17 protein-coding genes and 1 tRNA gene are annotated in these 21,734 nt (G+C 67.2%); 10 read left to right on the top strand and 8 right to left on the bottom strand.

Annotation, left to right across the window (positions count from 1 at the left end; genetic code table 11):
- Positions 1-35: 35 nt before the first annotated feature.
- A complete protein-coding gene (locus CHB69_RS19580; RefSeq protein ID WP_141133898.1) occupies positions 36-665 on the top strand; it encodes a hypothetical protein in 630 nt (209 codons plus the stop codon).
- Positions 666-676: 11 nt separating this feature from the next.
- Here CHB69_RS19580 and CHB69_RS02035 read toward each other — a convergent pair whose 3' ends face one another.
- The 6 genes from CHB69_RS02035 to CHB69_RS02010 form a co-directional block, all read right to left on the bottom strand.
- Positions 677-1,153 carry a glutathione peroxidase gene (locus CHB69_RS02035; protein WP_089214295.1) on the bottom strand — a complete coding sequence of 159 codons (477 nt, stop codon included), beginning with the start codon at positions 1,151-1,153 and terminating at the stop codon, positions 677-679.
- Between the two features lie 82 nt (positions 1,154-1,235).
- Positions 1,236-1,913: an ABC transporter ATP-binding protein gene (locus CHB69_RS02030; RefSeq protein ID WP_089214294.1), complete on the bottom strand. Its 678-nt coding sequence runs from the start codon at positions 1,911-1,913 to the stop codon at positions 1,236-1,238.
- Positions 1,906-3,156 (bottom strand): lipoprotein-releasing ABC transporter permease subunit, encoded by a 1,251-nt coding sequence (locus CHB69_RS02025; protein ID WP_089214293.1) that lies wholly within the window; start codon positions 3,154-3,156, stop codon positions 1,906-1,908. Before CHB69_RS02025 ends, CHB69_RS02030 begins: the two co-directional genes overlap by 8 nt.
- Positions 3,157-3,787: 631 nt before the next feature.
- Complete coding sequence (locus CHB69_RS02020; protein WP_089214292.1) at positions 3,788-5,173, bottom strand: SPOR domain-containing protein; 1,386 nt, start codon at positions 5,171-5,173, stop codon at positions 3,788-3,790.
- Positions 5,174-5,219: 46 nt separating this feature from the next.
- A complete protein-coding gene (locus tag CHB69_RS02015; protein WP_089214291.1) occupies positions 5,220-5,885 on the bottom strand; it encodes a hypothetical protein in 666 nt (221 codons plus the stop codon).
- A 14-nt stretch (positions 5,886-5,899) separates the two neighbouring features.
- A complete protein-coding gene (locus CHB69_RS02010; RefSeq protein WP_089214290.1) occupies positions 5,900-6,622 on the bottom strand; it encodes a ParA family protein in 723 nt (240 codons plus the stop codon).
- A gap of 268 nt (positions 6,623-6,890) precedes the next feature.
- Here CHB69_RS02010 and CHB69_RS02005 point away from each other — a divergent pair, with 268 nt between their 5' ends.
- From CHB69_RS02005 to cobA, 9 genes are all read left to right on the top strand, one after another.
- Complete coding sequence (locus CHB69_RS02005; RefSeq protein ID WP_245836443.1) at positions 6,891-8,006, top strand: SPOR domain-containing protein; 1,116 nt, start codon at positions 6,891-6,893, stop codon at positions 8,004-8,006.
- 56 nt (positions 8,007-8,062) lie between these two features.
- Entirely contained in the window at positions 8,063-8,644 is a 582-nt protein-coding gene (locus CHB69_RS02000) for an ANTAR domain-containing response regulator (protein ID WP_089214289.1), read from the top strand.
- Entirely contained in the window at positions 8,641-9,852 is a 1,212-nt protein-coding gene (locus CHB69_RS01995; RefSeq protein WP_089214288.1) for a CmpA/NrtA family ABC transporter substrate-binding protein, read from the top strand. The genes CHB69_RS02000 and CHB69_RS01995 overlap by 4 nt, the downstream gene beginning before the upstream one ends.
- Before the next feature lie 258 nt (positions 9,853-10,110).
- Positions 10,111-11,346 carry a nitrate/nitrite transporter gene (locus CHB69_RS01990; protein ID WP_089214287.1) on the top strand — a complete coding sequence of 412 codons (1,236 nt, stop codon included), beginning with the start codon at positions 10,111-10,113 and terminating at the stop codon, positions 11,344-11,346.
- Position 11,347: 1 nt separating this feature from the next.
- Positions 11,348-12,547, top strand: a complete 1,200-nt coding sequence (locus CHB69_RS01985) for a hypothetical protein (protein WP_089214286.1) — start codon at positions 11,348-11,350, stop codon at positions 12,545-12,547.
- The gene (gene nirB, locus CHB69_RS01980; protein WP_089214285.1) at positions 12,547-15,024 is read left to right on the top strand and encodes a nitrite reductase large subunit NirB; all 2,478 of its coding nucleotides are present in this window, start codon (positions 12,547-12,549) and stop codon (positions 15,022-15,024) included. Before CHB69_RS01985 ends, nirB begins: the two co-directional genes overlap by 1 nt.
- Positions 15,021-15,365, top strand: a complete 345-nt coding sequence (gene nirD / locus CHB69_RS01975) for a nitrite reductase small subunit NirD (protein ID WP_089214284.1) — start codon at positions 15,021-15,023, stop codon at positions 15,363-15,365. The genes nirB and nirD overlap by 4 nt, the downstream gene beginning before the upstream one ends.
- 160 nt (positions 15,366-15,525) lie before the next feature.
- Positions 15,526-18,123 carry a nitrate reductase gene (locus CHB69_RS01970; RefSeq protein WP_089214283.1) on the top strand — a complete coding sequence of 866 codons (2,598 nt, stop codon included), beginning with the start codon at positions 15,526-15,528 and terminating at the stop codon, positions 18,121-18,123.
- Positions 18,113-18,937 carry a uroporphyrinogen-III C-methyltransferase gene (cobA, locus tag CHB69_RS01965; protein WP_089214748.1) on the top strand — a complete coding sequence of 275 codons (825 nt, stop codon included), beginning with the start codon at positions 18,113-18,115 and terminating at the stop codon, positions 18,935-18,937. The genes CHB69_RS01970 and cobA overlap by 11 nt, the downstream gene beginning before the upstream one ends.
- On the opposite strand, the gene CHB69_RS01960 is transcribed toward cobA, so the two are convergent.
- A tRNA-Arg gene (locus tag CHB69_RS01960) sits at positions 18,893-18,969 on the bottom strand. The two genes, cobA and CHB69_RS01960, sit on opposite strands and share 45 nt — an antisense overlap.
- A 52-nt stretch (positions 18,970-19,021) precedes the next feature.
- Positions 19,022-21,697, bottom strand: coding sequence for a pyruvate, phosphate dikinase (gene ppdK, locus CHB69_RS01955; protein WP_089214282.1), 2,676 nt, complete (start codon positions 21,695-21,697; stop codon positions 19,022-19,024).
- Between the last annotated feature and the right edge of the window lie 37 nt (positions 21,698-21,734).

The following is a 21,734-nucleotide window of genomic DNA, read 5'->3' as shown; positions in this document are numbered from 1 at the left end:
GAACGTCGAATAAGTAAGGTTCGACCCCATGTGACATGCGCGAAAAAGGGCTGGTCATGCAGTATTGCGATAACTGCGGAGACGAAATCGAATTTAGGTATATTGATGGCAGGTCGACACCGATACATCTTCATGGTGGTTGGTGCTCTAGCTCGAGTGACTCATCTGGCCCGAAATCCACCGTAGCGTTTCAGTCTCGCGAATCTTACACGGACCCAAATGCCCATTGTCCTGTTTGTGGCGCACTCGTTTTTTTCTACCAAAGCCCGCATGGGGGTCGTGTTTTCTTTGATAATTTAGGTTGGCCGTGGCCAAAGCATCCATGCACAGATAATCCAAAATCACAAAGCACTAAGGTAAAAACTCGGATAGCCTCCCTAAGCAAACCCTTTCTAAACAGAAGGGGAGACGCTTTAAAAATATACAAGACACTAAAAATTACTGAAGATTTTGACAATATTTTTCTCTATATTAAAGAAATATACTACCCTTATCTATCTAAAAATATAAACCTTCCGAAAAAATATCTAAATCAATCTAATATATATATCAAAGACATTAAAGAAGCCCCATCGTTCGTCTTGGCTGATGCAGGGGATAGCTATATAATTTCATTCATATCGGAGAGAAGGAAGAAAATTATAAACATAAAACTAAAACAATAATATACTAAACGCTAACCCAGCAATTCCTCGATCTCCTTGCGAAGCTGCTCAGGCTTGGTCGTTGGCGCGTGCCGCGACACAACCTTGCCGTCGCGGTCGACCAGGAATTTGGTGAAATTCCATTTGATCGCGCTACCGAGCAATCCGCTCTTTTCCTTCTTCAGATGCTTGAAGATCGGATCGGCATCGTCGCCGTTGACGTCGATCTTGGCCATCAGGGGAAAGCTGACGTCATAGGTCAGCGAACAGAAGTTCCGGATTTCCTCGGCATCGCCCGGCTCCTGCGCGCCGAACTGGTTGCACGGGAAAGCCAGGATTTCGAAGCCGCGATCCTTATAATCGCGATACAGCGCCTCAAGCCCTTCATATTGCGGCGTGAAGCCGCATTTCGACGCGGTGTTGACGATCAGCAGCACCTTGCCGCGATAGTCCGCCAGCGATTGCGCGCCGCCGCCGGACAGCTTGGCCGAAAGATCGTAGAGGGCCATGACATTTTCTCCCCAACGCAAGGCCGGCTACATCCAATCGTCATCCCGGCCTTCGCCGGGATGACAGACCTTGGGAGGCAGCCTACGCCTCGATGCGCCCTTCGTGCAAGCGCCACACGCGGTCCATCTTCGCCGCGAGCCGCTCATTGTGCGTCGCGACGAGCGCCGCCGAGCCATGATCGCGCACCAGCTTGATGAACTGCTCGAACACGCGGTCGGCGGTATGTTCGTCGAGGTTGCCGGTCGGCTCGTCGGCGAGCACCAGCAGCGGCCGGTTCGCGAGCGCGCGCGCCACCGCGACGCGCTGCTGCTCGCCGCCCGACAGCTTGCTCGGCTTGTGATGCAGCCGCTCGGCGAGACCCAGCCGGCCGAGCAGGTCGGCGGCGCGCTCCTCGGCCTCGGCCTGCTCGGCGCCACGGATCAGCTGCGGCAAGACCACATTCTCGATCGCATTAAAGTCGGGCAGCAAGTGATGGAATTGATAGACGAAACCGATTTTTTCGCGCCGCGTCTTCGTCCGCTCGCCCTGCCCCAGCCGCGTGACGTCCTCGCCGTCGATGCGGATCGTGCCTTCGAAGCCGCCTTCGAGCAGGCCGACGGCTTGCAGCATCGTCGATTTGCCCGATCCCGACGGACCGAGCAGCGCGACGATCTCGCCGCGCTTCAGCACCGCGTCGATCCCGCGCAGCACGTCGATCCGCACTCCGGCCTGGGTAAAGCTGCGCTTGAGGCCGGTGAGTTCGAGCGTCGCGTCAGTCATAGCGCAGCACCTGCACCGGATCGGTGTTCGCCGCCTTGAACGCGGGATAGAGCGTCGCGAGGAAGCTGAACACGACCGCCATCACCGCGATGCCGACGATCTCGAACGGGTCGGGCTTCGACGGCAGCTCGGCGAGGAAGCGGATCGACGGGTCCCACAACGGCTGGCCGGTGACGAATTCGGCCCCGCGCAGCACGCCCTGCCGGAAATAGAGCAGCGAAAAGCCGATGACCATGCCGACCGCGGTGCCCGCGATCCCGATCGACAGGCCGATCGCCATGAAAATGCGCAGCACCGAATCGCGCGGCGCCCCCATCGTGCGCAGGATCGCCATGTCGCGCGTCTTGGCGCGCACCAGCATGATGAGCGACGACACGATGTTGAACGCCGCGACGAGCACGATCAGCGACAGGATGACGAACATCGCGACGCGCTCGACCGACAGCGCTTCGAACAGGCTGCTGTTCATCGACCGCCAGTCCGAAATCACCGCCTGCGCCGCGACCTTTTCGCGCAGCGGCTCCAATATCGCGCCGACCTTGTCGGGGTCGGTCGTCTGCACCTCGATCATCCCGACATCGTTGCCGTAAAGCAGCAGCAATTGCGCGTCCTGCATCGGCATCACGACATAGAGCTTGTCGAAATCATAAACGCCGATTTCGAACACCGCCGATACGCGATAGGCAATCTCGCGATAGGTCGTGCCGAAGGGCGTCGCGCGGCCGGAGGGGTTGATGATGGTGATCGTCGAACCGACCTGCGCACCAAGATTTCTGGCGAGTTCGCTGCCGATCGCGACATTGCCCGACCCCGGCTGCAACGTGTCCAGGCTGCCCTGCAGCACTTTGGCGTTGAGCGTCTGATTGCTATGGATGTCGGACGTAAGCATCCCGCGCATCAAAATGCCTTCGACGCGGCCGTTGGAGGTCGCGAGCAACTGCTGCTCGATCAACGGAGTGGCCGAAGTGATGCCGGGGGTCGCTTTCGCTTGCCTGAGCACCTCCTGCCAATTCGGAAGCCGGCCGCCGAAGCCCTGCACGACGGCATGGCCGTTCAATCCTACGATCTTGTCGAACAGGTCCGACCGCACGCCGTTCATCACGCTCATCACGATGACGAGCGCGGCGACGCCCAGCGTTACCGCGATGAAGCTGAAGGCGGCGGCGACGAAGATGAACCCTTCGCCGCGCTGCGGCAGCATATAGCGTTTGAAGATGGCCCGTTCGTAAGGACGCAGAATCATCGGGTCGGTCGGTCCTTCAGAACGCGTGCATGGTGACACATGCGCCCGCTTTAGGGGTGTGATACGGCGCTGGCAATGGCGGCGGCGAAGAAGTGCCTGTTGCGAATGATTCGCAGATTATGTTGCCGATCCGCCACAGGGCGCGGCAAAAGGATCACGACGCGCGTCCCAAAGGGTGACAAAGTGCATCCTTCGCCCTAGCCCTAGGGTTCTGGTTCAACGCGGCCCAAAGGCCCGGCTCCAGGGAGTGCAGGCCATTCGCCTGGCCTGCATATAGGGGGCTGGCGACGTTCGTCACAGGCGCCCGGGTCTCGGCAACGAGGCCCGGGCGTTGTGATTCGGGGCGATCCCGCCGCTTCACGAATGTCTGGATCGGGGTGGAGAGCGGACGTCGGACAGAACCCCTCCTCTTCAGAGGAGGGGCAGCGAGACTTGCGAGCTTGCTCGCTAGTCGCAGCGGGGTGGTGCTAGACGTTTTGCGCGCTGCCGCGCGCCACCACCCCCAACCCCTCCTCTGAAGAGGAGGGGTTTATGAACGACCCCTCCCACCCGGAAGCCGCCACGCCGCTCAATCCCAAAGAAAAGGCGCGGCCCGCGAGCCGCGCCCTCCCTTGTTCCTCGAACGACCCGCTCAGCGCGAGGCGAGGCGTACCGGGCCGGCTTTGGCCGCCCACTGGATCGCCTCGTCGCCGCCCATTTCACGCACGAAACACGCCTGCCCCACGGCCTTCAGCTCGCCGCACAGGCTCAGCGCATCGGCGCGGCTCTTCAGGCCGTTGACCGTCAGGCGATAGAAGGTGCGGCCCTTGACGTCCGCGGCATAGCTCGCGCCCGGGAAGGCTGCGAGCGTGCGGTTGCGCTTCTGGATCGCGCCCCATTTTTCCTTGGCGACCGCCAGGCTGTCATAGGCGCCGAGCTGGACCGCCCAGCCCGACGGCGCCTTCGCATTGAACAGCTGCGGCGTGATCCGCGCGGCGAGTTCGGAGGCCTTGCGCGCGACCAGGGCGCTTTCATTTGCGCCCGCGACGCGCGGAGCGTGGCGGTAGTTTTCCGATTCGGCGCGGATCACCGGCGCGGGCGCCGGCAATTCGGTCACCGGCACGACCCCGCTCGCGTCGCGCCGCGGCATCGGCAGTTCGACCGTGCGGATCGCGCTGTCGCCGGCGCTTGCAAGCTGGACCGGCGGCGGCGGCGCGAAGCTTTCGACCGGCGCGGGGTCGGCGCTCGCGACCTGAACGGGCGCTTCGGCGGCGGCCATTTGCGTGTCGGCCGGAAAATTGCTGAGCGCGAGGCGCACCGGCATACCGGAATCGGCCCGAACCTCGGTGCCGATCAGGCTGGCGACGCGCATTTCGGGTCTGGGTTGCCCGGCGAGTTTCGACCATTCGGCCATGCGGCCTTCGAGCTTGTCGAGCGGCAGGTCCTGCGACGCGAGGACGCGCGCCTGCGCCCAGCGCCCCGACAGGGCGAAGGCAAGCGCGAGATTCTGGCGCGTGCGGGCGTCGGCCCCCGGCTGGCGCGCGGCGCCGGTGAGAACGTAGATCGCCGACTGCGTGTCGCCCGCGAGCGCCAGCGCGAGACCGGCGTCCGATGCCGGCACAATGTCGCTGTGGCTTTTGAGCAGCTCGACCGCCGCGGCGGGCTTGCCCTGCGCGATATTGGCGAGCGCGAGCGCGATCACCGTGTTGCTGTCGTCGGCGCCGAGTTCCATCGCCTCGCCGAGCGCGGTTGCGGCCGATGCGAAACGGCCGTCGCCCAGATAAGCCTGACCCAGCAGCGCGCGATAATGGCCATCGCGCGGGCTGGCCGAAACCGCAGCTTCGGCGTGCGCGACCGCCTTGCTGACCTTGCCCTCCTCGAGCGCCTCGCGCGCCCTGTCGGCCGATCTGGACGCGGTCTGCGGCTTGCCGAGCGTGTCCGACGGCGCCATGGCGATCTTGTTCATGCTGCAGCCCGTGGCGGCGATGCCGATCACGAAGCCCGAAACGGCGATTTTGGTCAGCAGGTTGCGATTCATCGTCAAGGTCCCCCCTTGTGACATCGGCGCTTCGTGCGGCGCCCGATCAGCCCTTTGCCGCGTGGCGCACCGGACGCGTCGCCGGCAGGCGGCTCGCCATCGCGTCGATTTCGGGCAAAGCGGCGAGATAGTCGTCGAGCAGATCGGTCAGGATATGCTGCGCCGACCGGCCGGTCACCGCGCTTGCGAGGCGCAGGCGCAAATGGCGCTCGGCGTCGAGGCGCAGCGTGAAGGCAGCCTTTTCGCGGGCGCGGACGGACCGCGGTGCCTTGGCTTTCTGCACAGGGCGCCGCTCGACTTCGCGCGCCACCGCGGCGACGCGGTCGATCAGCGATTCCTGCTGGCGAACGACTTCGGGCACCGGCGGCGCTTCGGAAACGAACGGCTCTTCCCGGGCCGCGACCGGTTCGGCCTCGGTCACGTCGTGCGCGAGTTCGGGTTCGAAGCTGTCGTCGACCGCCTGTTCGGCGGAAAGATTGTGCGCCAGCACCGACCCCGGCATCAGCGGCTTCAGGTCGACGAGGTGCGCCGGTTCCGACTGATCGGGATCGACGTCATAGCCCATGTCGTTCCAGCCGAGGTCGTCATAGCCGGCCCCCGCGAGCGGTCCGGGGCCGCTGCCGAGCGGCTGGCGGCGCATGGCGGGCCGCGCGCCGCCCTTGCGAGCCAGAAGACCGGCGCTCAGCGATGCGAGAGGTTTGGGTTCGCCCATCATCTTCCCTCCCCTTACTGGCCGGCGATGCGGCGGCCGAAGCCCCCGCCCATCGGACGAACGGCGCCGTAATTGCCCTGGGTCGGCAGCGGCGATGCGAAGACGGTGCGGCGGAAATTCTTTTCGAGCCGGTCGTTCATATAGGTCCACAATTGCCGGATTTCGTCGGCCGATCGTCCGTTCGGATCGACCTCCATCACCGTGCGCCCGTCGATCATCGACGCGGCATAATCGGTGCGATGGTGCAGGGTGACCGGCGCGACGGTGCCGTGCTGCGACAGCGCGACCGCGGCCTCGCTGGTGATCTTGGCCTTGGGCGTCGCCGCATTGACGACAAAGACGAGCGGCTTTCCGGCGCGCTCGCAGAGGTCGACGGTGGCGCCGACGGCGCGCAGGTCGTGCGGGCTCGGCCGCGTCGGAACGACGATCAGTTCGGCGACGCTGATCACGCTCTGGATCGCCATGGTGATCGCGGGGGGCGTGTCGATGACCGCGAGCTTGAAGCCTTGCTGGCGCAGGATTTCGAGGTCGGAGGCAAGCCGCGCGACCGTGGTCTGCGCGAAAGCGGGAAGATCGGTCTCACGCTCGTTCCACCAGTCGGCGAGCGATCCCTGCGGGTCGATGTCGATAAGCACGACCGGGCCAGCGCCGGCGAGTTGGGCCTGTACCGCGAGGTGGCCCGAAAGGGTCGATTTACCCGACCCGCCCTTTTGTGAAGCCAATGCCAGAACGCGCACGACTGTCCCCCTGAAAATCCAAATTCGCCGGGAGAAGTGGCACGCAGGCCGCTAAAATTGGGTTAACGATGATAAAAAGAGCGTGAACGGATTCCCCACGTCCATGGTAAACGCGCCGTTAGGACGGACTTGTCCCATAATGGACCGAAATCGACGTCACCCTCGGCTTTCGATAACAGCCTGTTAGCCATTATGCGTTCAGGGAGCCGCGGGGACTGCCGATCGCTCCCGGGTCCGGCCGGGGCGACGCCCGTCATTGGAGATAGCCATGCGTTCGTTCCGCACCGCCTCTTTCATGCTCTCCGCCGCGGCAGCGGCCGCGCTTGCCGCGCCTGCCCTTGCCGATGTGAAGGCCGGCGTCGATGCCTGGCAAAAGGGCGACTATCAGAGCGCCGTCGCCGAGTGGCGGCCGCTGGCGCTCGCCGGGGACCCCGATGCGCAGTTCAATCTCGGCCAGGCCTATAAGCTCGGCCGCGGCGTTCCCGCCGATCTGGCGCAGGCCGAAAGCTGGTATCGCCGCGCCGCGAAACAGGGTCATTTGCAGGCCGAGGACAATCTGGGCCTCGTCCTGTTCACCGCTGGCCGGCGGCAGGAGGCGATGCCCTATATCGAGGCGTCGGCGGCGCGCGGCGAACCGCGCGCGCAATATGTCCTCGGCACCGCGCATTTCAACGGCGACCTCGCCGCCGAAAACTGGCCGCTCGCCTATGCGTTGACCAAGCGCGCGAGCGATGCGGGATTGCAGATCGCATCGGCGCGGCTCGCGCAGCTCGACGGGCTCATCCCGCTCGAACAGCGCCAGCGCGGCCTCGCGATGCTCCCCGAAATGGAGAAAAGCGAGCAGCGCGCGCGCCTCGCCGCGACGGCCGCCGCGACGCCTGCAGCGCCCAAACCCGCGTCGTCGGCCATCAAGCCGGTGCCAGTAGCGCCGTCGGCCCCGCTCTCTCCCGCAGCACAGGCGGCGGCCGATGCCGCTTCCGAGGCGACCGCCGCCGCCAAGGTGGCGAGCGCGGATGCCGCAAAACCGGCCACACCGGGAACGAGCTATCCCGCGCCGCCCGCCAGCGGTCCGCTGCCCGCCAAGAGCGCTCCCGTCCAGACTCCAGTGCCGACGGCAGCGGCCCCGGCAAAAGTCGCAACGAACGCGCCCGCCAGCCCGTGGCGCGCCCAGCTCGGCGCTTTCGGCGTCGAAGCGAACGCGCGCAACCTGTGGAAACGCCTCGCCGCCAAATATCCCTCGGTCGCGAGCCGCGAGCCGCTTCTGGTCAAGAGCGCGAAGCTGACCCGGCTTCAGGCGGGTGGCTTTGCCGGCAAGGCGCAAGCCGTGGATTTCTGCGCCACGATGCAAAAGGGCGGCCAGCCCTGCCTCGTCGTCGATAAATAGGCAGGCGGCCGTCAGGGCTCTAGGCGAAATCGTTCGAGCACCTTATGGCGCGAGCCATGAGGATCGCGATCATCGACACCAGCACGACGCGCGCCGCCATCATTTCGGATGGCTTGCGCGAGGCTGGCCTCGACGATCTTGTCGTCATCGACCCTGCCGGCCCGCTGGTCGCGCAGATCGAGGCGGCGCAGCCCGAGGTGGTGCTGGTCAACCTCGAAAATCCGGGCCGCGACCTGCTCGAGGATTTCTTCGCCATGTCGCGCGCGCTCGCACGGCCGATCGCGATGTTCGTCGATCAGAGCGATGCCGAGGCGACCGGCGCGGCGATCGACGCGGGCGTGTCGGCCTATGTCGTCGATGGCTTGTCGAAGCAGCGAATCAAGCCGGTGATCGACCTCGCCGTGCGGCGCTTTCAGGCTTTTTCGCGGCTCCAGCGCGAACTCGACGAGGCGAAGAGCGCGCTCGCCGAACGCGCGACGATCGACCGCGCCAAGGCGATATTGATGAAGCGGCGCGGCATCGACGAACCCGCCGCCTATGCGCTGCTGCGCGGGCAGGCGATGCGCAGTAGCCGCCGGATCGCCGAAATCGCCGAGGCGATCCTGACCAGCGAAGCGCTGATGGGAGATGGGGCATGACCGGCGAGACTTTCCGCATCGGCTTTCTGCCGCTCGTCGATGCGGCGCTGCCGATCCTGGCGCACGAACTGGGCTTCGCGGCGCGCGAGGGCGTCGCGATCGAGTTGGTGCGCGACATGACCTGGGCGACGGTGCGCGACCGGCTGCTCTATGGTCACACCGACGCCGCGCACCTGATCGCGCCGCTCGCGATCGCGACCGCGCTCGGCCGCGACCGGCCCGCGGTATCGCTCGCGGTGCCCTTCGTGCTCGGCCTCAACGGCAATGCAGTGACTTTTTCGAGCGCGCTCGCGATCGAGGTCGGGCTCGGCGAGACACTCGGCGATCCCGCCGCGGTCGGCGCGGCGCTGAAGCGCGTCGCGGCCGCGCGCAAGGCGGCGGGCAATCCGTTGCGCTTCGGGGTCGTCCACCGCTATTCGAGCCACAATTACATGCTCCGCTACTGGCTCGCGGGGGTCGGCATCCAACCCGATGCCGATGTCGAGATCGTCGTTACCAGCCCGCCCTTCGCGGCCGACGCGCTCGCCGCGGGCGAGGTCGACGGCATTTGCGTCGGCGAGCCGTGGAATTCGATCGCGGTCGATCGCGGCGCCGGCCATATCGCGCTCGCCACCGCTCAGATCTGGCGGCGCGGCGTCGAGAAGGTCCTCGCCGTGCGCAGCGACGTCGTCGAAACGCGCCGCAGCGCGGTCGAGGCGCTGGTGCGCGCGCTGCACGCCGCGGCCGCCCGCTTCGTCGAGCCCGGAACCGCCGAGGAGAGCGCCGACATATTGGCGCGGCGCGAATATCTCGATGCCCCGCGCGAGGCGATATTGCGCGCGATCACCGACCGCATCCGCCTCGTCCCCGGCGGCGCGCCTGTCCATTATCCCGACTTCATGTTCCAGTATCGCGAGGCGGCGAATTTCCCGTGGCGCAGCCAGGCCGCGTGGCTCTATTCGCAGCTCGTGCGCTGGGATCACCTCGCCTTTTCGCCGGCCGACGCCGCGACGGCATCGGCGGTGTTCCGTCCCGACATCTATCGCGCCGCGCTCGCGGGATCGGGGGCGCCGCTGCCCGGGGCGAGCTCAAAACTCGAGGGCGGGCTCGCCGAACCGATCGGCGCGGGATCGACGCAGGGCCGGCTGATGCTCGGCAGCGATCGCTTTTTCGACCATCGCGCCTTCGATCCCGACGACATTCCAGGCTATCTCTCGGAATTGCCCTGAGTTTCCAGCCGCGCCCTTTTATGCTGCACCTGCGAAATAAATAGTTGCGCGACGCGCGCGAATCGGGCACCTTAATGTCACTCGGCGACGATGCCGGGGCAGGATAATGCGGCAGCGGCTCCAACGGAGGGGCCGGCGCGCAGGCAGGCGGGAAGCCTTTTCCCGCACTCCAACAGGCAATGAAGCCGTCAGGACGCGCCCGCACGAGGCCGCCGTCCTGGCGGCTTTTTTATTGCCCGTCACACGAAGGGACGGACGATGTCGACGATCAGGACGGGCGCGGATACGGCGCCGAAATCGGGTTTCTGGGCGAGCGGCCACTGGCCGACGCTGGTGGCCGCCTTTCTCTATTTCGATCTCGCTTTCATGGTGTGGGTCGTCCTCGGCCCGCTCGCGCCGACGATCGCGCAGGAACTGGGGCTGTCGCCCGCGCAGAAGGGGCTGATGGTCGCGGTGCCGACACTCGCTGGCGCGCTGCTGCGTGTCGTCAACGGACTGCTCGTCGACCGGATCGGCCCGAAGCGCGCCGGGGCCATCAGCCAGGCGATCGTCATCGCGGGCCTGTTCACCGCCTGGCTTTCGGGTATCGACAGCTTCGCGGGGACGCTCGCGCTCGGCGTGGTCCTGGGCTTTGCCGGGGCGAGCTTCGCGATCGCGCTGCCGCTCGCGAGCCGCTGGTATCCGCCCGAGCATCAGGGCAAGGCGATGGGGCTTGCCGGCATGGGCAATTCGGGCACGGTGCTCGCAGCGCTCTTCGCGCCGACGCTCGCCAAGCTGTTCGGCTGGACCGCGGTGCTCGGCCTCGCCTGCATCCCGCTGACGATCGTGTTCGTCCTCTATCTCTTCATGGCCAAAGATGCGCCGAACGCGCCGGCGCCGAAGCGGCTGGTCGATTATTTTCAGCCGCTCAAGAGCGCCGACGCCTGGTGGCTGATGGGCTTTTATTCGGTGACCTTCGGCGGCTTCGTCGGACTCGCCGCCTCGCTCCCCATCTATTTCACCGACCAGTTCGGCCTGACCCCGGTGGTCGCGGGCTATTGCACCGCCGCGTGCGTCTTCACCGGATCGCTCGTGCGGCCGCTCGGCGGCGCGCTCGCCGACCGGGTCGGCGGCATCCGGGCGCTGATGATCGTCTTCGTCATCGCCGCGGTCGCGCTCGCCGGGGTGCCGCAGGCGGCGGCCCTCCCCACCGCCATGGGCCTGTTCCTGATCGCGATGCTGGCGCTCGGGGTCGGCAACGGATCGGTCTTTCAGCTCGTGCCGCAGCGCTTTTCGGCCGAGATCGGGATCATGACCGGGCTCGTCGGCATGGCGGGCGGGGTCGGCGGCTTTTATCTTGCCTCGTCGCTCGGCTTCGCGAAACAGTGGACCGGCAGCTTCGCACCGGGCTTCTACATCTTCGCCGGGCTCGCGGTCGTCGCGCTCGCGGCGTTGATGTTCGTCAAGGGGCAATGGCGCGCGACCTGGGGCGCGGCCGAAGGCGTGCGGATCTGACATGGCGCGCACGCTGCTCCTCCTCGCGGCGCTGGCGCCGGCCGCCGCCCACGCGCAGGCGATCACCCTCGCCCCGCTCGGCGAAGCGCGGCTCCGCTATGAAAGCGTCGAGCAAGACGGCCTCGATGCCGCATCCGACGCGCTCACGCTCCGCGTCCGCGCCGGGGTCGAGGCGAAGGCCGGCCGCTGGTCGGCGCTGGTCGAGAGCCAGGGCAATCTGGCGATCGTCGACGATTATGACGACGGACTGCACGGCCCCGCGACGCAGCCGCTGATCGCCGATCCCGACAATATCGCCCTCACCCGCGCGCAGCTTCGCTACGCTGCGCCTGGGTTCGCAATCACCGCCGGACGGCAGCGGCTCGGCTTCGACGACGAGCGCTTCGTCGGCGGGGTCGGTTTTCGCCAGAACGGCCAGAGCTTCGACGCGCTGCGCGCCGAAATCACGCCGGTCGCGGGGGTGAAGGCCGACCTTGCCTATGTCTGGAGCGTCCGCACCATCTGGGGCATCGACGGCGCCGGGGCGCGGCAGCAGGCGGTGTCGGGGGACAATCTCTTCGCCAATATCGGCGTCGCCACCCCGGCGGGCACGCTCAGCACTTTCGCCTATCTGGTCGATCAGGACGAAGCCGCGGTGCAGGGTTTCCGGCTGTCGAGCCAGAGCTACGGCGTCCGCCTTGCGGGCGCACGGCCGCTCGGCAAGACGAAGCTGAGCTGGCAATTTTCCTACGCGCGCCAGTCGGACTGGCACCGCAATCCCAATGATTATGCCGCCAACTATTGGCTCGCCGATGCCGGCGTCGATTTCGGCGGCCCGCAGCTCGGCGCGGGCTATGAAATCCTCGGCGCGAGCGACGGCGCTGCCTTCACCAGCTTTCAGACCCCGCTCGCGACGGGTTTCAAATTCCAGGGCTGGGCCGACAAGTTCCTGACCACGCCGCCCGACGGCGTGCGCGACCTTTATGCGAGCGCGGGCTGGCGCTGGAAGGCGCTCGGCCCGTTCGACGCGGTGACGCTGCAGGCGGTGTATCACGACTTCCGCAGCGATCGTGCGAGCCGCCCCTATGGCGACGAGATCGACCTCGTCGCCAGCGCGAAGCGCGGCAAGCTCGCCGCCTCGGCACGCTACGCGCGCTACCGCGCCGACGGCTTCGCCACCGATACCGACAAAATCTGGCTGCAACTCGATTGGACGCTTTGATGGAACATAGCCCCCTCTCCCCGGACGCCGACACGCGCGAGCATCTGGTCGTGATCGGCAACGGCATGGCCGGCTGCCGCGCGGTCGAGGAACTGCTCGCGCGCGATGCGAACCGCTATCGCGTGACGATCTTCGGCGCCGAGCCGCGGGTCAATTACAACCGCATCATGCTGTCCCCCGTGCTCGCGGGCGACAAGAGCTTCGACGACATCGTGATCAACGACGCCGACTGGTATGCCGCGAACGGCATCGCACTCGTCGCCGGCGACCCGGTGGTGGCGATCGACCGCGGCGCCAAAAAGGTGACGACGCGCGGCGGCGTGACCGAAGCCTATGACCGGCTGCTGATCGCGACGGGCTCCGATCCCTTCATCATCCCCGTGCCCGGCAAGGACCTGCCCGGCGTGATCAGCTTTCGCGACATGGACGATGTCGATATGATGCTCACGGCGGCCGAAAAGGGCGGCAGCGCCGTGGTGATCGGCGGCGGGCTGCTCGGGCTCGAAGCTGCGCACGGGCTGTCCTTGCGCGGCATGAAGGTCACGGTGCTGCACCTGATGCCGACGCTGATGGAACGCCAGCTCGACGAGGCCGCGGGCTGGCTGCTCAAGCAGGCGCTCGAGGCGCGCGGCCAGACGATCCTGACCGGCGCCGACACCGAAGCGATCGTCGGTGAGGGCAAGGTCGAGGGGGTAAGGCTGAAAGACGGGACGCTGATCCCCGCCGACCTCGTCGTCATGGCGGTCGGCATCCGGCCTTCGGTGGCGCTCGCCCGCGACGCGGGGCTCGCGGTCGGGCGCGGCATCCAGGTCGACGACCATATGGTGACGAGCGACCCGAACATCCTCGCGGTCGGCGAATGCGTCGAACATGACGGGCAGGTCTACGGCCTCGTCGCGCCGCTGTGGGACATGTGCCGCAGCCTTGCCGACGGGCTCGTCGAACAGCCGTCGGGCTATCGCGGCTCGGTGACCTCGACCAAGCTCAAGGTGTCGGGGATCGACGTCTTTTCGGCGGGCGATTTTTCGGGCGGCGACGATTGCGAGGACATCGTGCTGCGCGACGCGGCGCGCGGAATCTACAAGCGCGTGGTGCTCAAGGACGACCGCATCGTCGGCGCGGTGCTTTATGGCGATACCGCCGACGGCAGCTGGTATTTCGACCTGCTCAAGAAGCAGGAGGATGTCGCGCCGCTTCGCGACGTGCTGATCTTCGGTCAGGCCTTTGCCTCCGGAGGTGGGCAAGCGGACCCTAAGGCCGCCGTTGCGGCGCTCTCGGACGATGCCGAGATCTGCGGCTGCAACGGCGTCACCAAGGGCCAGGTCGTCTCGTGCATCGCCAAGGGCGCGCACAGCCTCGATGCGGTGCGCGGCAGCTGCAAGGCGTCGGCGAGCTGCGGCAGCTGCACCGGACTCGTCGAAAGCCTGCTCGCGCTGACGCTCGGCGACGAGGTGCAGTCGGGCCCCAAGACGCTGTGCGGCTGCACCAGCTTCGGCCACGACGACGTGCGGCGCGAGATCGTCGCGCAGGACATGCGCTCGATCCCCGAGGTGATGCAGAAGCTGCACTGGACGACCCCCGACGGCTGCTCCTCGTGCCGCCCGGCGCTCAACTACTATCTGCTCTGCGCGCTGCCCGGCGAATATGAGGACGATCAGCAGAGCCGCTTCGTCAACGAACGCCTCCACGCCAACATCCAGAAGGACGGCACCTATTCGGTCGTCCCGCGCATGTGGGGCGGGCTGACCAACCCGACCGAGCTGCGCGCGATCGCCGATGTGGTCGAGAAATATAATGCGCCGATGGTCAAGGTCACCGGCGGCCAGCGGCTCGACATCTTCGGGATCAAGAAAGAGGATCTGCCCGCGGTGTGGGCCGACCTCAACGCCGCCGGCATGGTGTCGGGCCACGCCTATGGCAAGGCGCTGCGCACCGTGAAAACCTGCGTCGGGTCCGAATGGTGCCGCTTCGGCACGCAGGATTCGACCGGGCTCGGCGTCAAGATCGAGCGGATGAGCTGGGGCAGCTGGATGCCGCACAAGTTCAAGATCGCCGTGTCGGGCTGCCCGCGCAATTGCGCCGAGGCGACGATCAAGGATTTCGGCGTCGTCTGCGTCGACAGCGGCTACGAGCTGCACGTCGGCGGCAACGGCGGCATCCATGTCCGCGCGACCGACCTGCTCTGCAAGGTCGCGACCGAGCAGGAGGCGCTCGATTATTGCGCCGCCTTCATCCAGCTCTATCGCGAGGAGGCGCGCTATCTCGAACGCACCGCGCCGTGGATCGAGCGCGTCGGGCTCGACTATGTGAAGGCAAGGCTGCTCGACGACCCGGCGGGCCGCGAGGCGCTGCGCGCGCGCTTCCTCTATTCGCAGAGCTTTTCACAGGACGACCCCTGGGCGCAGCGCGCCGAGGGCGCCGCCGCCGAACATCATGCGCCGATGGCGCGCTTCACCCCGCAGGAGGAACTTGCATGACGACCGTGGCAGAATGGCTCGACATCGGCTGGGTCGACCAGATCCCCGTGCGCGGCAGCCGCACCGTGCAGGTCGCGGACGGCGACGACATCGCGGTGTTCCGCACTGCCGAGGGCAAGGTCTTCGCGCTGCTCGACCGCTGCCCGCACAAGCACGGCCGGCTGAGCCAGGGGATCGTCCATGGCGGAGCGGTCGCCTGCCCGCTGCACAATTGGCGGATCAGCCTGACCACCGGCGAAGCGCTGGGCGAGGACAAGGGCTGCACCCCCACGGTGCCAGTCAAGATCGACGGCGGCCGCGTGCTGATCTGCCGCGCGAGCGTGCTGAAGGCGGCGGCGTGAGGCCGCGGCGCTTCCATGCTTCTCCCCTCCCTGAAAGGGAGGGGCTGGGGGTGGGTAGGAGCGATAGCGAGGCTCTTTTCTTCTGCAAGAACGCGTTGATCGGGGCATCGAGCCCCGATCAACGCAACCCACCCCTAACCCCTCCCTTTCAGGGAGGGGAATGATGACCGCCATCCGCACCACCTGCGCCTATTGCGGCGTCGGCTGCGGCATCCGCGCGACGGTGACCGGCGAGCGCACGGCCCAAATCGCCGGCGATCCCGACCACCCCGCGAACCGCGGCCGCCTCTGCTCGAAGGGCACGCATCTCGGCGAAACGGTGGGGCTCGAGGGACGCCTGCTCCATCCGATGATCGGCGCCAAGCGCGCAAGCTGGGACAAGGCGCTCGACCTCGTCGCGAAGCGATTCAGGGAAACCATCGCGCGCCACGGCCCGAACAGCGTCGCCTTCTATGTCTCGGGCCAATTGCTCACCGAGGATTATTATGTCGCGAACAAGCTGATGAAAGGCTTCATCGGCAGCGCCAATATCGACACCAATTCGCGGCTCTGCATGTCGAGCGCGGTCGCGGGGCATATCCGCGGCTTTGGCGAGGATGTTGTGCCCGCGACCTATGACGACCTCGACGTCGCCGACCTGTTCGTCCTCGTCGGCAGCAACACCGCTTGGTGCCACCCGATCGTCTATCAGCGCATCCGGGCGCGCTGCGAAGCGGGCGCGAAGCTCGTCGTCATCGACCCGCGCCGCACCGAGACCGCCGAAGAGGCCGACCTTCACCTCGCGATCCGCCCGGGTAGCGACGTCGCCCTGATGAACGGCCTATTGCAGCACTGCCGCGACGCGGACGCGCTCGACGATGCGTGGCTCGCGGCGCATGTCGCGGTGCCCGCCGATTTCTGGGACCAGCTTGGAGAGGGGAGCGATCTGTGGTCGGTAGCGAAGACGTGCGACGTCGACGCCGCCGACCTCAGGCGCTTCTATGAGCTGTTCGCCGCTACGCCGCGCACCGTCACCCTGTTCAGTCAGGGGATCAACCAGTCGACCAGCGGCACCGATCAGGTGAACGCGATCCTCAACCTCCACCTCGCGACGGGCCGGATCGGCAAGCCGGGCGCCGTCCCCTTTTCGATCACCGGCCAACCCAATGCGATGGGCGGGCGCGAGGTCGGCGGGCTTGCCTCGACTCTTGCGGCGCATATGGACTTCGGCCCCGAAGCCCGCGCACGCGTTCAGCGCTTCTGGGCCGCGCCGGCGATCGCCGAAAAGCCCGGCCTCAAGGCCGTCGACCTGTTCCGCGCGGTCGGCGAAGGCCGGATCAAGGCGCTGTGGGTGATGGCGACCAACCCTGCGGTGTCGATGCCCGACGCGAACCGGGTGCGCGAGGCGCTGGCGGCCTGCCCTTTCGTCGTCGTCAGCGACGTCATCGAAAAGACCGACACCGGCGCCTTCGCGCACGTCCGCCTGCCCGCCGCGGCGTGGGGCGAGAAGGACGGGACGGTCACCAACAGCGACCGCACGATCAGCCGCCAGCGCGCGCTGTTTCCGCTGCCCGGCGAGGCGATGCCCGACTGGTGGATCGTCAAGGAGGTCGCGCGGCGGATGGGGTGGAAGAATGCCTTTGCCTATGACCGCGCCGCCGACATCTGGCGCGAGCATTGCCGCCTGTCGACCTATGACAATGACGGCGCGCGCCTTTTCGCGCTCCCCGGCGCGGCGCAGGGCGGCAATGCCGCCTATGACGATATGCAGCCCTTTCGCTGGGGCGGCGACGCGATGTTCGCCGACGGGCGCTTTCCGACCGACGACGGGCGCGCGCGGCTCGTGCCGGTCGCGCAAAAGCCCCTCCCCGCCCCGCTCGAAAAATGGCCGCTGACGCTCAACAGCGGGCGTTACCGCGACCAGTGGCACACGATGACGCGCACCGGCCTTGCGCCGAAACTCGCGCGGCATCGCGCCGAGCCGCTGGTCGAAGTGCATCCGCGCGACGGCGAGCAATGGGACCTCGCCGACGGCGGGCTCGCGCGCGTCGCGACGCCGCAGGGCGAGAGCCTCTACCGCGTCGCCTTTGCCGAAGGGCAGCGGCGCGGCGAATTGTTCGTGCCGATCCACTGGACCGACCGCACCGCGAGCGGCGGGCGCACCGGCCTCCTTCCCCGCCCGCTCGTCGATCCGCATTCGGGCCAGCCGGGCTTCAAGCGCACTCCCGCGCGCATCGAGGCGGTGAGCCCGCGCTGGCGCGGCTTCCTGCTGCTGAACCACGACCCCGCCGAGCGTCCCGGCTGCCTGTGGGCGACGCGCGTTGCGGTGCCGTCGGGCACGCTATGGGAGCTTGCGGGCGACGGCGACCTCAAAAGCCTCGAAGCGACGTTGCCCAGGGGCGAGCGGATCGAGGCCGAGGATCGCGCGCGCGGCACCCGCCGGATCGCGATCGTCGCCAGCGGCCGGCTCGCCGCCGCGCTCTTCGTCACCGAAACCGGCGAACTGCCCCCGCGCGACTGGCTGATTGCCCAGCTCGCCGCGCCCGACGTCGCGCCCACCCTGCTCGCCGGCCGCGCGCCGGGCGCGGCGGCCGACCGCGGGCCGATCGTCTGCGTCTGCTTCGATATCGGATTGAAGACGATCGCCGCCGCGATCCGCGATCAGAGCCTGACCGACGTAGCCGCGATCGGCGCGGCGATCGGCGCTGGGACGAACTGCGGCTCGTGCCGCCCCGCGCTCGCGCGCATATTGAGCGAGGAGAAAAGCCATGCCGCCTGACGATTTCGCGCCCGGCACCGTCTGGCTCGTCGGCGCCGGGCCCGGCGATCCCGACCTGCTGACGATGAAGGCCGTGCGGCTGATCGAACGAGCCGAGATCGTCTTCTACGACGCGCTCGTCGGGCCGGGCGTCCTCGCGCTCGTCCCGCCGCACGCCGAGCGGGTGAGCGTCGGCAAGCGATCGGGCCGCCATTCGAAGGATCAGCGCACGATCGACGCGCTGCTCGTCGAGGCCGCCGCGTCGGGCAAGCGCGTCGTGCGCCTCAAGGGCGGCGACCCCTCGCTCTTCGGCCGCGCCGCCGAGGAAATGACCGCGCTGCGACAGGCAGGCCACCCCGTCCATATCTGCCCCGGCATCACCGCCGCGAGCGCCGCTGCGGCCTCGGCGGGCGTGTCGCTGTCGCTGCGCGGGGTCGCGCGCGACGTGCGCTTCGTTACCGCGCACAGCCGCCGCGGCGCCGCGCTCGACCTCGACTGGGGCTCGCTTGCGAGTGCCGGAACGACGCTCGCCTTCTATATGGGCCGCGACGCGGCGGGCGCGATCGCGAAGGGGCTGATCGGCGCCGGAATGCCCGCAACAACCCCGGTGCTCATCGCGTGCAATGTCAGCTTGCCGGACGAAAAGCATCTGAGCACGCGGCTCGACCTCCTGGCGCTCGCGACGCGCGCGCTCGCCGACGATGCGCCGACGCTGATCCTGATCGGCGAAGCGCTGCGCAAGGGCGATGCTCCCGTCCAAAACGGGCTGAAAATCGCGGTCGAAAGGGAATGGCGCACCCGGAACGATTCGAACGTCCGACCCCCAGATTCGTAGTCTGGTGCTCTATCCAGCTGAGCTACGGGTGCGTGGAGAGGCGCCTTTAGGCCGCGAGGCGAAGGCGCGCAACCCCCTTTTCACCTATTTTTTCGCCAGCGCCGCCTGCGCCGCCGCCAGCCGCGCGATCGGCACGCGATAGGGCGAGGCGCTGACATAATCGAGCCCCGTTTTCTCGCAGAAATGGATGCTCGGCGCGTCGCCGCCATGCTCGCCGCAGATGCCGAGCTTGATCCCCGGACGGGTCGCGCGGCCGCGCTCCGCCGCCAGCTCGATCAGCTGGCCGACCCCCTCGACATCCAGGCTGACGAAGGGATCGGTCACGAAGATCCCCTTGTCGACATATTGGGTCAGAAAGCGCCCGGCGTCGTCGCGGCTGATACCGATCGTCGTCTGCGTCAGGTCGTTGGTGCCAAAGCTGAAGAATTCGGCGCCCTGCGCGATCTCGCCCGCCATCAGCGCGGCGCGCGGCAGCTCGATCATCGTGCCGACGAGATAGGCGATCTCGCGCCCCTTCTCGGCGAACACCGTCTTGGCGGCCTTGTCGACGAGTCCCTTCATCAGGTCGAATTCGCGGCGCGTCGCGACCAGCGGGATCATCACCTCGGGGATCGGCGCCGCGCCGGTTTCGGCGGCGACGTCGCACGCCGCCTCGAAGATCGCGCGCGCCTGCATCTCATAGATTTCGGGATAGGTGACGCCGAGGCGGCAGCCGCGATGGCCGAGCATCGGGTTGAATTCATGGAGCTCGTTCGCGCGCGCCTTCAGCGTCTCGATCCCGACCCCCGCCGCCGCCGCGACATCGGCGAAATCCTCTTCGCGCGTCGGCAGGAATTCGTGCAGCGGCGGGTCGAGCAGGCGGATGGTGACCGGCAGGCCGGCCATCACGCGGAAAATCCCGGCAAAATCGCCGCGCTGTTCGGGGAGCAGCCTGGCGAGCGCGGCGCGGCGGCCGGCCTCGCTTTCGGCAAGGATCATCTCGCGCACCGCGGTGATGCGCGCGGCGTCGAAGAACATATGCTCGGTGCGGCACAGCCCGATGCCCTCGGCGCCGAAATCGCGCGCGACCTGCGCGTCGGCGGGGGTTTCGGCATTGGTGCGCACCTTCATCCGGCGCACCTTGTCGGCCCACTCCATAAGCGTGCCGAAATCGCCGACGAGTTCGGGCTGCAAGGTCGGCACCTCGCCCGCCATCACCTCGCCCGTCGAGCCGTCGAGCGTGATGATCTCGCCTTCCTTGAGCTCGCGTCCGCCGACGCGCAGCACGCGCGCCGCGCCGTCGATCGCCAGCCCGCCCGCGCCCGAAACGCACGGGCGCCCCATGCCGCGCGCGACCACCGCCGCGTGGCTGGTCATCCCGCCGCGCGCGGTCAAAATGCCCTTCGCGGCGTGCATGCCGTGAATATCCTCGGGACTGGTTTCGACGCGGACGAGGATCACCGCCTCGCCCATGCCCGCGGCCTTTTCGGCGCTGTCGGCATCGAACATGATCTTGCCCGACGCCGCGCCGGGGCTCGCGGGGAGCCCCTTGGTCAGCACGTCGCGCGGCGCTTGCGGATCGAGCGTCGGGTGGAGCAGCTGGTCGAGCGCGCCGGGATCGACGCGGCCGACGGCCTCTTCCTCCGAAATCAGCCCCTCGGCCGCCATCTCGACCGCGATCCGCAGCGCCGCCTTCGCGGTCCGCTTGCCCGATCGCGTCTGGAGCATCCACAACTTGCCGCGTTCGACGGTGAACTCGATGTCCTGCATGTCGCGATAATGGCTCTCGAGCGTGTCGAAGACCGCGCCGAGCTCGGCGAAGGTTTCGGGCATCGCCTCTTCCATCGACAGCGGCTTCGCCCCCGCTTTTTCGCGCGCGATCTTTGTCAGATATTGCGGGGTGCGGATGCCCGCGACGACGTCCTCGCCCTGCGCGTTGACCAGCCATTCGCCGTACCACGCGCGCTCGCCGGTCGCGGGATCGCGCGTGAACGCCACCCCGGTGGCCGAGGTGTCGCCCATATTGCCGAACACCATCGCCTGGACATTGACCGCGGTGCCCCATTCGCCGGGGATGCTGTTCAGCCGGCGATAGACTTTCGCGCGGTCGCTTTCCCAGCTCGCAAAGACCGCGCCGATCGCGCCCCATAGCTGATCCTTGGGCTCCTGCGGAAAGGGCGCGCCGGTCTCGCGCGCGACGATCGCCTGATATTCGATCACCAGCGCCTGCCAGTCTTCGGCCGCCATCTCGGTATCGAGGAAGAAGCCCTTGTCTTCCTTCGCGATTTCCAGCGCTTCCTCGAACGCGGCATGGTCGAGGCCCATCACCACGTCGGCGTACATCTGGATGAAACGGCGATAGCTGTCCCACGCGAAGCGCGGATCGCCCGAGGTGGCCGCGAGCCCGGCGACGGTCGCGTCGTTGAGCCCGAGGTTGAGCACCGTGTCCATCATCCCCGGCATCGACACGCGCGCGCCCGACCGCACCGAAACGAGCAGCGGATCGGCCGCGTCGCCGAACTTGCGCCCGGTGATCCCCTCGATATGCGCGATCCCGCTCGCGACTTCCTCGGCCAGTCCGGCGGGAAAGGCCTCGCCATTCGCATAATATGCGGTGCAGACGTCGGTGGTGATCGTAAAGCCCGGCGGCACCGGCAGGCCGATCGAGGCCATTTCGGCCAGATTCGCGCCCTTGCCGCCCAGCAATTCCTTGGCGCGCTCCCTGGTGGTCGCGTCGCCGCCGAACAGATGCACCATATTCGTCTGCGTGGCCGTCGTCATGTCTTACTCCTGCTGCCCCGGGGAGGAGGGTTGGCGG

It is taken from the genome of Sphingopyxis indica, from assembly GCF_900188185.1.
GTDB classification, from domain to species: domain Bacteria; phylum Pseudomonadota; class Alphaproteobacteria; order Sphingomonadales; family Sphingomonadaceae; genus Sphingopyxis; species Sphingopyxis indica.
This window is presented reverse-complemented; position numbering and strand designations above follow the sequence as displayed.

Excerpts from the sequence above, each read along its gene's own strand:
- CHB69_RS02005 (WP_245836443.1), top strand. The coding sequence starts at position 6,891 with ATGCGTTCGTTCCGCACCGCCTCTTTCATGCTCTCCGCCGCGGCAGCG.
- CHB69_RS02015 (WP_089214291.1), bottom strand. The coding sequence starts at position 5,885 with ATGGGCGAACCCAAACCTCTCGCATCGCTGAGCGCCGGTCTTCTGGCT.
- CHB69_RS19580 (WP_141133898.1), top strand. The coding sequence starts at position 36 with ATGCGCGAAAAAGGGCTGGTCATGCAGTATTGCGATAACTGCGGAGAC.
- CHB69_RS02025 (WP_089214293.1), bottom strand. The coding sequence starts at position 3,156 with ATGATTCTGCGTCCTTACGAACGGGCCATCTTCAAACGCTATATGCTG.
- CHB69_RS02035 (WP_089214295.1), bottom strand. The coding sequence starts at position 1,153 with ATGGCCCTCTACGATCTTTCGGCCAAGCTGTCCGGCGGCGGCGCGCAA.
- CHB69_RS01985 (WP_089214286.1), top strand. The coding sequence starts at position 11,348 with ATGGCGCGCACGCTGCTCCTCCTCGCGGCGCTGGCGCCGGCCGCCGCC.
- CHB69_RS01970 (WP_089214283.1), top strand. The coding sequence starts at position 15,526 with ATGATGACCGCCATCCGCACCACCTGCGCCTATTGCGGCGTCGGCTGC.
- CHB69_RS02020 (WP_089214292.1), bottom strand. The coding sequence starts at position 5,173 with ATGAATCGCAACCTGCTGACCAAAATCGCCGTTTCGGGCTTCGTGATC.
- cobA (WP_089214748.1), top strand. The coding sequence starts at position 18,113 with ATGCCGCCTGACGATTTCGCGCCCGGCACCGTCTGGCTCGTCGGCGCC.
- CHB69_RS01990 (WP_089214287.1), top strand. The coding sequence starts at position 10,111 with ATGTCGACGATCAGGACGGGCGCGGATACGGCGCCGAAATCGGGTTTC.
- ppdK (WP_089214282.1), bottom strand. The coding sequence starts at position 21,697 with ATGACGACGGCCACGCAGACGAATATGGTGCATCTGTTCGGCGGCGAC.
- CHB69_RS02030 (WP_089214294.1), bottom strand. The coding sequence starts at position 1,913 with ATGACTGACGCGACGCTCGAACTCACCGGCCTCAAGCGCAGCTTTACC.
- nirB (WP_089214285.1), top strand. The coding sequence starts at position 12,547 with ATGGAACATAGCCCCCTCTCCCCGGACGCCGACACGCGCGAGCATCTG.
- CHB69_RS01995 (WP_089214288.1), top strand. The coding sequence starts at position 8,641 with ATGACCGGCGAGACTTTCCGCATCGGCTTTCTGCCGCTCGTCGATGCG.
- CHB69_RS02000 (WP_089214289.1), top strand. The coding sequence starts at position 8,063 with ATGAGGATCGCGATCATCGACACCAGCACGACGCGCGCCGCCATCATT.
- nirD (WP_089214284.1), top strand. The coding sequence starts at position 15,021 with ATGACGACCGTGGCAGAATGGCTCGACATCGGCTGGGTCGACCAGATC.